The 9,594-nt window shown below is 63.9% G+C and carries 10 protein-coding genes; 4 read left to right on the top strand and 6 right to left on the bottom strand.

The genetic code is table 11. The features are described 5' to 3' along the window. Window positions 1-284: 284 nt before the first annotated feature. Window positions 285-872, bottom strand: coding sequence for a DNA-binding protein (locus AB4136_RS31455; RefSeq protein ID WP_441932176.1), 588 nt, complete (start codon window positions 870-872; stop codon window positions 285-287). 64 nt (window positions 873-936) lie between these two features. Next, entirely contained in the window at window positions 937-1,530 is a 594-nt protein-coding gene (locus tag AB4136_RS31450; RefSeq protein WP_441932174.1) for a hypothetical protein, read from the bottom strand. A gap of 267 nt (window positions 1,531-1,797) precedes the next feature. On the opposite strand from AB4136_RS31450, the gene AB4136_RS31445 reads away from it, so the two are divergent. Next, entirely contained in the window at window positions 1,798-2,019 is a 222-nt protein-coding gene (locus tag AB4136_RS31445) for a hypothetical protein (protein WP_441932172.1), read from the top strand. Window positions 2,020-2,080: 61 nt separating this feature from the next. Here AB4136_RS31445 and AB4136_RS31440 read toward each other — a convergent pair whose 3' ends face one another. The 4 genes from AB4136_RS31440 to AB4136_RS31425 all read right to left on the bottom strand — a co-directional run bounded on the left by AB4136_RS31440 (window position 2,081) and on the right by AB4136_RS31425 (window position 5,679). Beyond that, window positions 2,081-2,389: a hypothetical protein gene (locus tag AB4136_RS31440; protein WP_441932171.1), complete on the bottom strand. Its 309-nt coding sequence runs from the start codon at window positions 2,387-2,389 to the stop codon at window positions 2,081-2,083. A gap of 5 nt (window positions 2,390-2,394) precedes the next feature. Continuing rightward, the gene (locus AB4136_RS31435; RefSeq protein WP_441932170.1) at window positions 2,395-2,673 is read right to left on the bottom strand and encodes a hypothetical protein; all 279 of its coding nucleotides are present in this window, start codon (window positions 2,671-2,673) and stop codon (window positions 2,395-2,397) included. Between the two features lie 438 nt (window positions 2,674-3,111). Then, complete coding sequence (locus AB4136_RS31430) at window positions 3,112-3,951, bottom strand: hypothetical protein (protein ID WP_441932168.1); 840 nt, start codon at window positions 3,949-3,951, stop codon at window positions 3,112-3,114. A 27-nt stretch (window positions 3,952-3,978) separates the two neighbouring features. Further along, window positions 3,979-5,679 (bottom strand): urocanate hydratase, encoded by a 1,701-nt coding sequence (locus AB4136_RS31425; protein WP_137901907.1) that lies wholly within the window; start codon window positions 5,677-5,679, stop codon window positions 3,979-3,981. A 178-nt stretch (window positions 5,680-5,857) separates the two neighbouring features. Between AB4136_RS31425 and hutC the strand changes: the two genes are divergently transcribed. From hutC to AB4136_RS31410, 3 genes are all read left to right on the top strand, one after another. Further along, window positions 5,858-6,619, top strand: a complete 762-nt coding sequence (gene hutC, locus AB4136_RS31420) for a histidine utilization repressor (RefSeq protein WP_137901906.1) — start codon at window positions 5,858-5,860, stop codon at window positions 6,617-6,619. A 168-nt stretch (window positions 6,620-6,787) separates the two neighbouring features. Then, complete coding sequence (hisC, locus tag AB4136_RS31415; protein WP_137901905.1) at window positions 6,788-7,909, top strand: histidinol-phosphate transaminase; 1,122 nt, start codon at window positions 6,788-6,790, stop codon at window positions 7,907-7,909. A 35-nt stretch (window positions 7,910-7,944) separates the two neighbouring features. Further along, window positions 7,945-9,594, top strand: a complete 1,650-nt coding sequence (locus tag AB4136_RS31410; RefSeq protein ID WP_137901904.1) for a histidine ammonia-lyase — start codon at window positions 7,945-7,947, stop codon at window positions 9,592-9,594.

The following is a 9,594-nucleotide window of genomic DNA, read 5'->3' as shown; positions in this document are numbered from 1 at the left end:
AAGAACCAAGCGCAACCACAATCTAGCAGGTTGGCGCTGCAATCTCATGCCCGTCCAAGAGGGAGGCATGAACGCCGGGGAGGCCGGAATTGCCATCCCAAGTCCCGAAGGACCGCTTCCTGCTCGGCGCGAAGCGTAAGCTAGCGCAAGTCGTGTGCATTCGCAATGCGGGGCCGCTGGCGCGCTTTTTATGCTTTCCGGCCCCTTGTTCGTCTCGAAGGCTCAAACGCGCCCTATGGGCTTTGAGCGGCCCTCAATTTCGATTTCAGCGCATACCCGAGGATCTAGCGGCCAAACTTCTCCATAAGCCCGAGATCCATCAACACCATAACGGCCTGTTCGGCGGTCGGCAGCACCGTGCCGAAGGGTACGTTGTTCGGCAGTTCCTCCCACGCCCTCGCTAGGTCGCCTTCCGCCTTGCCCTTGATCAGCCGGATCAATGGCAGCACCCAAGCCGGAGCGGTGTTCGGTGCCGTGGGTGGCGGCGGCGCTTCCACGGGCGGCAGGTTCGGCACCGGGCGCGGCGTTCCCTCAAGCTCGGGCACGTCGAGCACGCGGCCTATCAGCGTGTCAAAGGCGCGGTTGGGCAGGCTGGCGACGTGATATGTGCCCACCTTCCTGCCCTTGATGATGATGTCCTTTCGTGGCCAGCGCCCGGACGTTGCCTTGCGCAGAACGCCGTCTGTTGTATCCGGCAGGCCGGGCAGGCGCATCGCCGCCAGTTCGCTGGCGCGATACCATTCCTGAATGTTCTTCTTCTCGCGTACCAGCCGCAGCAACAGCGCTTCCAGATAGGTCAGACGGCGCTGCGCAAAGGCCCACTCGTCTGCCGTCACCTGCACGGTGAGCGGGAATGTTTCGATACTCGACATGACGCAACCCCTGTTTCTTACCCTGTCAGGAAAAGGGCGCGGTCGTTGCCGCGCCCGTCTTCGGCTATTCGCCGTCCGTCCCTGTTCGCCCCGGCTGTTCGCTGCCGTCATCGGGCCGCTTGCGCTTCGTCATCTTGTCCACGGCGCGCGCTATACGCTTCTCCTGTTCGGCCTGTTTCAACGCCTCCTCATCGTCCGCAGGCGGGAAGTTGATCGGCTTGACCGGTGTCATACCGTCAGTAAGGGGAATGCCTTGGAAGGTCGGAACGCGCGCCGGAGCGTCGATCATCGCATAGAGGATGTCCCGGATCGTCTCTTCCGGAATGGCGTAGCGTTCCGCGATCAGGCTGTAATCGGTATCGCGCAGAATGATCTGGATGTTTTCCACCCGTTGCGCGCGGCGCTCGTCTGCCGTCAGCAACACCTTGCCTGTCGTGTCGGTGCGGCGCGCCGGCTGTGCCTGCCGGGCTGTGTCGATGGTGCGCACCGTGGCGACCGTCTCAGTCATCTGATCGAACACCATGTCGAACAGGTCGCTAAGCCCGGTGGCGTCGTCACGGTTCATGCTCACGCCATGCCAGATCGCCTCTGTCACGACATGGTTGAGAGCACGGGCTGATGAGATGGAGCGGTCGAAGGTTTCCAGCGCGCCGGACATGCCGGGGCTTTCTTGGGAAGTCTGCATAGTGGTCTCCGCGAGCGCTTTTCAAGGCGCTTTCGATCCCCGCGTTCGGCGCGGGAGCCGGGAGTTGAAAACCGTCGCGGGACGGCACCGCAGCCTTTAGGCTTTCGCCCTGGACATGCGCTACGGCCTCCCGGCCGCAGATATGCGACCGCGCCCGGAGACCGGGCATAAAAAAAGCGCCGTTCGGCGCGGGGAGAAAAATCATTCCGTCAACTTGGCGGAATGGTCTTTGGCCGGGCCATGGTGGCGCAAACCACCGCGAAAGAGTTTTCAAGCTCTAACGCTGTCTATACGCTGTATGTGTTGAGAATTCAAGAACGCTGGCGCAATTCGGCCAACGTGGCCGAATTGGAAAAACCCCGGCCAAGTTGGCCGGAGTTTCCTGCCACTGCCAAATCCGCCAACTTGGCGGAATTGGCCAAACTCCATAAACTTTACGGAGTTTCGGAGCACCCTGCCTAACTCCGTCAACTTGACGGAGTTAGAGAGCCAACCAGAAAACTCCGCCAACTTGGCGGAGTTTTCATTCGGCCAACTTGGCCGGATGGTCGCAAGAAACCTCCGTCAACTTGATGGAGGTTTTCCCGCGCAAAACTGCCCTCGCCCAACCGTCGAACATCGAATAGGTGACAGGAGCAAGTCCCGCCCCGGCAAGTTGTTCATTGAGGCGTGCGAGCATGGCATTCCATGCCTTCCAGTTGCTCTGGCCACGCTTCGGCCAACCGAGATTTACAACCGCTTCGTATGCAGCCATCACGGCAACCGGTGCCTGCTTGGCACGCTCATCAACGGTAAAGCGTTCGCCGTCTTCCGCTTTGGGATACCGGCTCACTCTATTCATTCCTCCCGGATCGCGTCGATGAAAGCCGACAAAGCCGCCCGTGCCTTTGGTGTGAGCCGCTCCAGCGTGCTAGGCCGCCCGACGACCTTCAGTGACCATCGGTTGAATGCCGCCAAGGAAACAGGCTTCAGGTCGAGTACCATCAACGCGCGAGAAAATTCGGCGTGTATGTCAAGTTGTGTGCGCCTCTGCTCGAGCAGCGCGGCGCGTGCCGAATTGATGGCTGCATCTGCCGTTCCGGGCAGCAGTTCGATGGCGTTGCGGCGATTGTTCATTCCCTGAATTTGTCACGTTTTCACATATAGGGTGATGCCCGCCACGGGGGGCATCACGGGGCCTCCATTTATGTTAGCCGGCTAGTTTTCTGGCATCCAAGTTCGAACGGCGTTTCGCGCAACGTACATCGCCTTGAAATCGCTGCGAAAAACGATGATTTTTGCTAACTTGGACGCAGCATCCAAGTTTATTTTGGTTTTTGACGCCTTGCGCCACCCTGTCACCGTTGTTCTGCCTCAGACCGTGAACTGCCCTCAAAGGCGGTTTTCTGCGGCTTTGAGGGCCAGATGCGTTTCCCTCAAAGCCCTCTTGAGGGTACGACGGCAATCAGGCCGTTTCTCACCGCCAGTGGCATGTCGCGCACTTTTCTCTAGAACCGTGTGTCAAACTCACGTTCGAGATATCGCCGCGACAGCTTCTCAATAAACGTCGCTTTTTCAACGTGTTATGTTCCACATGCGCGTTCTCTCCAGCACTTTCCCAGAAGTTCCCGGAATTCTAAGACCCGGTGACAAACAACAATGGGAATAGGCGTCCGTGTGGATCTTGACGTCGAGCCCATGCTCGCGGCCGCGCTCCAGGATCGTACGCGACTCCGCGACGGTGTAGTAGCCGTCGTCGCAATAGACGTCGTTGAATTCGGCCAGGCCGCGCCGGGCGACCTCCGGGATCATCTCGTCGAGGATCTCGGCGATATAGGCGTCGCGGCTCTTGTCGTCGGGGAACTCGTGCGCGCCGAGGAAGGTGGAGACGACCTCGATCGGCTGGCGCCCGTTAAGGAGGTGGTTGACCTCCAGCATCTTGATCTCGGTGGCCGTGTTCAGCCCATAGCCGCTCTTGCTTTCCACCGTGGTTGTGCCGAAGGCGAGCATATGCTCCAGACGCTCGTTGGCGCTTTCGACGAGTTGGTCCTTTCCGGCCTCGCGCATCATGCGCGCCGTCGCCGTGATGCCGACGGGAATGCCCATCGCCCTGATCTCGGCCGCGCTGCGGCCGCGCACCTTCTGGGCATATTCCTCGACGCGGGATTTGTGGAAGACGAGATGCGTGTGGCAGTCGACGAAGCCGGGCATCACCAGCCCGCCGCCGGCGTCGATGCGCTCGGCTCCGGTGAGATCGTGCGCTGCGGCGATCTCGGAAAGGGTGCCGACGGCGGCGATCGCGTTTCCGCTGATCGCCACCGCCGTATCGGCGCGGGCACCGACAAGATCGGGCGCGTCGCTTGCGCAGGTCAGAACCTGACCGGCGTTTACGATGAGTGCCGTGATCTTGTCCATTGCGGTGCTCCGTGATCGGGATGCCGGTTACGAGGACGCGCTGTCCGGCCCGAAGGTGGCCTTGGGGCTCCACCACAGCGGCACCTGCACGCCGTCCCTGGCGAAGCGCTCGGCCGCGGCGGTACGGGCGATGTCGTAGCCGGCCTGCGCGTGGCGGACCACGCCGATGCCGGAGTCCGTGGTCAGGCACGCCGCCAGCCGCACGTCCGCCTCGGCGGAGCCGTCGGCGATCATGGTCACGCCGGTGTGCACGGCCTCGCCCATGGAGTAGTTCTCCTGGATGGCGACGAGGTCGGCGCCGGCCGCCACGTTCAGCATGGCGTTGAGGTAGGGCCAGTCGGAGATCAGGTCGCTGCCGTCCTTCATGCGTTCGGATTCGAAGGTCGGGTTGACGATCGAGCCCGAGTCGAGATTGTCGCGCGAGAAGGCCACCGGGCCCTTCAGTTCGCCCGAGCGCACCATCTCGTTGACGCGCATGCCGAACGCCTTGCGCTGGCCGAAGCCGAGATAGCAGATGCGCGCCGGCAGGCCCTCGATCGGGATGTGCTTGCGGGCGAGCCTGATCCAGTCGGTCACCAGTTCGTCGTCGGCGAACATCTCCTCGACCACGTCGTCGAGCTTGGCCAGGTCCTCCGGATCGCGCGACAGGCAGATCCAGCGGAACGGCCCGCGGCCCTCGCAGAACAGCGGCCGGATATAGGCGGCCACGAAGCCGGGGATCTTCATCGCCTCGTCCACGGCCATGCCGGCGTCGCGGCTCTCCTTGCGCAGCGAGTTGCCGTATTCGAAGACCTGCACGCCCTTGTCGTAGAACTCGTTCATGATGGCGAGTTGCTCGACCATCGAGGCGCCGGCGCGCTTGAAATAGTCGTCGCGGCTGGTCTTGCGCAGCTCGCGCGCCTCATCGACGGTGAGCCCGGCGGGGACGTAGGAGAGCGGGTCGTGCGCCGGCGTCATGTCGGTGATGATGTCGGGCATGAAGCCGGAATCCCTGGCCTTGCGCAGCACGTCCACCGCATTGCCGAACAGGGCGATGCCCAGCGGGCGCTTCGCCGCCGCAGCTTCCTTCGCCAGGCGCACGGCCTCGTCGAAATCATCCACGATGACGTCGCAATAGCCGACTTCGAGCCGGTGTTTCATCACCTTCTCGTCCACGTCGGCGCAGATGCACACGCCGCCCAGCATGGTCATGGCGCGCGGCTGGTTGCCGCCCATGCCGCCCATGCCGGCGGTGAGCAGGATGCGGCCGCGCATGTCGCCGCCGAATTTCTGGTCGCGGATGGCCACCAGCGTCTGGAAGGTGCCCTGGATGACGCCCTGCGTGCCGATATATTCCCACGGCGCCGCCGTGTACTGTGCGAAGATCGTCAGGTTCTGGTCCTGCAGGTCGTAGAAGATCGGCCAGGTCGCCTTCATGATGTTGGTGGTGGCCATCACCACGCGGGGCGCCAGCGTATTGGTCCTGAAGATCGCCACCGGCATGCCGGACTGGACGACGAGCGTCTCGTCGTTCTCCAGGTTTTCCAGCGATTTGACGATGGCGTGATAGCTTTCCCAGTTGCGGGCGCATTTGCCGATGCCGCCATAGATGACAAGCTCCTCGGGATGCTCGGCGTTCTCCATGTTGTTTTCGAGCATGCGCAGGATCCCTTCCTGCTTCCAGCCCTTGCAACGAAGGTTGTTTCCGCCCATAGCGCGAACGGAATAAAGTATCTCGGGCTTGTCCATCGTCTCCTCCTCGGTAAGCGGCTAGCGTCTAAAATACGTATAGACAACTACATACATATCTAGAATGCCGCTTTGTCAAGAGCGGTTTTCGGCGTAAGGACAGTTTTGATCTGGTTGCGGATAGCGACTTGAACTAACGTGTCGTACATATTCGGCACACAGCTTGATAGGCGGGGTCATGAGCAGAAAAGTGAACAGTGCCTTGCGCGAGGCCGCCCCCGACCATCAGGGGATCGGCGTCTCGCTCGGGCAGCAGGTGCGCAACCACGTCCTGGAAAAGGTCAATTCCGGCGAATGGCCGGAAGGCTATCGCATCCCTTCCGAATCCCGCCTGGCGGAGCAGTTCGGCGCTTCGCGCATGACCATCCACATCGCCTTGCGGGACCTGTCCGCGGAAGGCGTGCTGGTGCGGCGGCAAGGCGCCGGCACCTTTGTCGCGGCACGCCGAAGCCAGTCGACGTTCCTTGAATTGCGTAATATACATTCCGAGATCGAAGCGCGCGGGAACCAGCACACGACAGACATCGTCAGGATCGAGGCAGTCAATAGCGACCTTTCCATAGCAACGGAAATGAATGTCGTTCCCGGATCTGTCGTCTTTCACTCCATCCTTGTTCACCGCGAGAACGGAAAACCTCTGCAAATAGAAGATAGATACGTAAATCCGAAATTCTCTTCCGATTATATGGAACAGGATTTCACCAGGATAACGCCGCACGCCCATCTGATGGCCATCGGGCCGCTGGAAGAGGTGGAGCACATCATCCAGGCGATCCTGGCCGACGAGGTCAGCTGCAAGCTTCTGGAGATGCAGCAGGGCGATCCCCTGCTGCTGTTGCGCCGCCGCACATGGTCGCGCGGCATGATCGCGACCAGCGCGCGCCTGTTGCATCCCGGTTCCCGCTTCAGCCTCGCCGGGCGCATGAAGGTCACACGCTAGACCCTCCCACGGACGAGCCGAACCGACCGGCGGGACGGAGCAAGCCGCGCCTCTGTCCCCGCCTTCCCGGACACCGCGCCGGCTGGGCGTGCTCCGGCTTGACAAAGGCGCGCTTTATGGCAGATGTTTATATTGCCTATACAACTTTAGACAAACAGGATATCGGGCATGTCGGGGCTGACGCCTTTTCTGGATGACCGGACGGTCCGCCCGCCCGAGCCCAGCCGCCGGCTCGCCGGCCTGCCGGGCTACGGCCGCGGTCGGGCCGTGCAGCCGGTGCCGTTCGCCCACCGTCTGGGTTCCAACGAGGCGCCGGAGCCGCCGAGCGCAGTCGTACAGGCGGCGGCCGCCGCCGCGATCGCCGGCGCGCACCGCTATCCGGAGCTTCGTGCCGAGACGCTCGCCGAGGCCCTGGCGAAGCGCCATGGCCTGCCCGCGGAAGCGGTTGCGCTCTCCGCCGGCTCCATCGTCATGCTCGACCAGCTGATCCGCGCCTATTGCGATCCGGGCGACGCGGTGGTCGTTCCATGGCGCTCCTACGAGGCTTATCCGATCATCGCCGGCGCTGCCGGCGCGCGCCTGGTCGAGGTGCCGCTGGATGCCGCAGGGCGGATCGACGCGAAGGCGATGCTGGAAGCGAGCCTGCCCGGCACCCGCGTCGTGCTGCTGTGCAACCCCAACAACCCGACCGGCACAGCGCTCACTGCATCCGAGCTGGACGCGCTCCTGGACGCCTTGCCGAACGAAGCCCTGCTGATCCTCGACGAGGCCTATGCCGACTACGCCGAAGACGCCGAAACGGTCGCCGCATCTCCGGCCCGCCGGCTGGCGCGGCATCCGAATCTCGCAGTCCTGCGCACCTTCTCGAAGGCATGGGGGTTGGCCGGCATGCGCCTCGGCTACTGTCTCGCCGATCCGCATATCATTGCCGCGGTCAATGCCGTGGCGCCTCCTTTTCCCCTGCCCGCGCCGGCACTCGCGGCTGGGCTTGCCGCGCTCGGCGAGAAAGAGGCCGTGGCGGCGCGGGTGGCGCGCAGCACCGGGCAGCGCCGCCGCATGAGCGAAGGGCTGGAAGCCATCGGGCTGCCGGTGGCAAGCTCGCAGGCGAATTTCGTGTGGCTGGCGGTCGGCGGCGGCGCCGAGGCCCTGACCGCGCATCTGCGCGCGGCCGGCATCGCGGTGCGCTGCTTTCCCGGCGAAGGGGTGCGCATCACCACCGGCACCGAGGCCGACACCGCTGCGGTGCTTGCCGCAGCCGCCGAATGGCGTCCGGGCGCAGGCGGGCGATGAGCCGCAAGGGCAATGGAACAAAGGCGAGCGACAAGATGACGAAAACACTGCACCTCGGCCAGGGCCCCGTCGGCCTGGACGAACTGATCGGCGTGGCCCGGCATGGCCGGGGGGTGGCGTTGACCGATGCCGCGCGGGCGGCGATGCGCGTCAGCGAGGACTGGGTGGCGGGGCTGTCGGCGCAGATGGACCGGGGCGAGCCGACGCAGGCGATCTATTCGATCAACACCGGCTTCGGCTCCCTGTCGGGCCGGCAGGCGTTCAGGACCTCGGCCCAGGCGCGCAACCTGTCGCGGCGGCTGGTGGTGTCCAACTCGGCCGGCGTCGGGCGTCACTTCGACCAGGAAGTGGTGCGCGCCGCCATGCTGATCCGCGCCGCCAGCCTGACGCGCGGCTACTCCGCCGTGCGTGCGCAAGTGGTCGAGACGATCCTCGCCATGCTGGACTGCGGCGTGATCCCGGCGGTCCCGGAATACGGTTCGCTGGGCGCGAGCGGCGACCTCATTCCGCTGGCGCACATGGCGCTGGTGATGTCGCGCGACGAGGCGGGCGAAGCCGAGATCGACAGCGGCCAGGCCTGGTACGAGGGAGAGTTGATGTCCGGCGTCGCCGCCATGCAGGCCGCCGGCATCGAGCGCCTGGTTCTGGGGCCGAAGGAGGGACTGGCGCTGCTCAACGGCACGTCTTTCTCGACCGCGCAGACGGCGCTGGCGCTGGCCGACGCAGAGACCCTGCTGGCCACCGCGGAAGTGGCCGCCGCGATGTCGATCGAGGCGCTGATGGGTTTCGGCGACGCCTTCGTCCCCGAATTGCATGAGGCGCGCGGGCATGCCGGCCAGATTGAATGCGCCGCCAACATCCGTCGCCTTCTGGCCGGCAGCAAACTGATCGACGGCGGCATCGGCAGCGATCCGAAGCGCCAGCCGCCGCAGGACGCCTATTCGCTGCGCTGCGTGCCGCAGGTGCTGGGACCGGTGAGCGACACGTTGAAATTCGTGCGCGGCATCATCGAGACCGAGATGAACGCGGCCACCGACAATCCGCTGATCTTCGCCGACCGCCTGCCGGGGCGCAGCCTCAAGGCGCTTTCGGGCGGCAACTTCCACGCCGAATACGTCGCCTTCGCCGCCGATTTCCTGTCGATCGTGGTGACCGAGATCGGCAACATCGCCGAACGGCGCCTGTTCAGGCTGAACGACGGCACGCTCAACGGCGGCCTGCCGGACATGCTGGTGGCGAGCGAGCATGTCGGCATGGATTGCGGCTACATGCTGCCGCAATATCTTGCCGCAGCCCTGGTATCGGACTGCAAGACGCTGGCGCATCCCGACAGCGTCGATTCCATCCCCACCTGTTCCAATCAGGAGGACCATGTGTCGATGGCCAACAATGCCGGGCGGCACGCGCGGCAGATCGTGAGGAACATTGAAAATGTCGTCGGCATCGAAGTTCTGATGGCTGCCCAGGCGCTGGAATTGCGGCTTGTCCAGCAGAAGAAGGAGCCGGACGCCCTGTCCGCCGCAAGCCGGGCGGTGCTGGAGATGCTGCGCGCAAGCGCCGCCGCCGACGGCCGGCCGATCGATCACCTGGAACGCGACAAGGTGCTCTATCCGCGCCTGCATGCGGCGACGGAACTGGTCCATTCCGGCGCGGTGCTCGACGCCGCCCGCGCAGCACTGGACTGA

It is taken from the genome of Mesorhizobium sp. 2RAF21 (assembly GCF_052115345.1).
GTDB lineage: Bacteria > Pseudomonadota > Alphaproteobacteria > Rhizobiales > Rhizobiaceae > Mesorhizobium > Mesorhizobium terrae.
This window is presented reverse-complemented; position numbering and strand designations above follow the sequence as displayed.

Bases quoted from the DNA above. Each gene is read 5' to 3' on its own strand.
- AB4136_RS31410 (WP_137901904.1), top strand. From the start codon at position 7,945: ATGACGAAAACACTGCACCTCGGCCAGGGCCCCGTCGGCCTGGACGAA.
- hisC (WP_137901905.1), top strand. From the start codon at position 6,788: ATGTCGGGGCTGACGCCTTTTCTGGATGACCGGACGGTCCGCCCGCCC.
- hutC (WP_137901906.1), top strand. From the start codon at position 5,858: ATGAGCAGAAAAGTGAACAGTGCCTTGCGCGAGGCCGCCCCCGACCAT.
- AB4136_RS31435 (WP_441932170.1), bottom strand. From the start codon at position 2,673: ATGAACAATCGCCGCAACGCCATCGAACTGCTGCCCGGAACGGCAGAT.
- AB4136_RS31455 (WP_441932176.1), bottom strand. From the start codon at position 872: ATGTCGAGTATCGAAACATTCCCGCTCACCGTGCAGGTGACGGCAGAC.
- AB4136_RS31450 (WP_441932174.1), bottom strand. From the start codon at position 1,530: ATGTCCGGCGCGCTGGAAACCTTCGACCGCTCCATCTCATCAGCCCGT.
- AB4136_RS31425 (WP_137901907.1), bottom strand. From the start codon at position 5,679: ATGGACAAGCCCGAGATACTTTATTCCGTTCGCGCTATGGGCGGAAAC.
- AB4136_RS31430 (WP_441932168.1), bottom strand. From the start codon at position 3,951: ATGGACAAGATCACGGCACTCATCGTAAACGCCGGTCAGGTTCTGACC.
- AB4136_RS31445 (WP_441932172.1), top strand. From the start codon at position 1,798: ATGGTGGCGCAAACCACCGCGAAAGAGTTTTCAAGCTCTAACGCTGTC.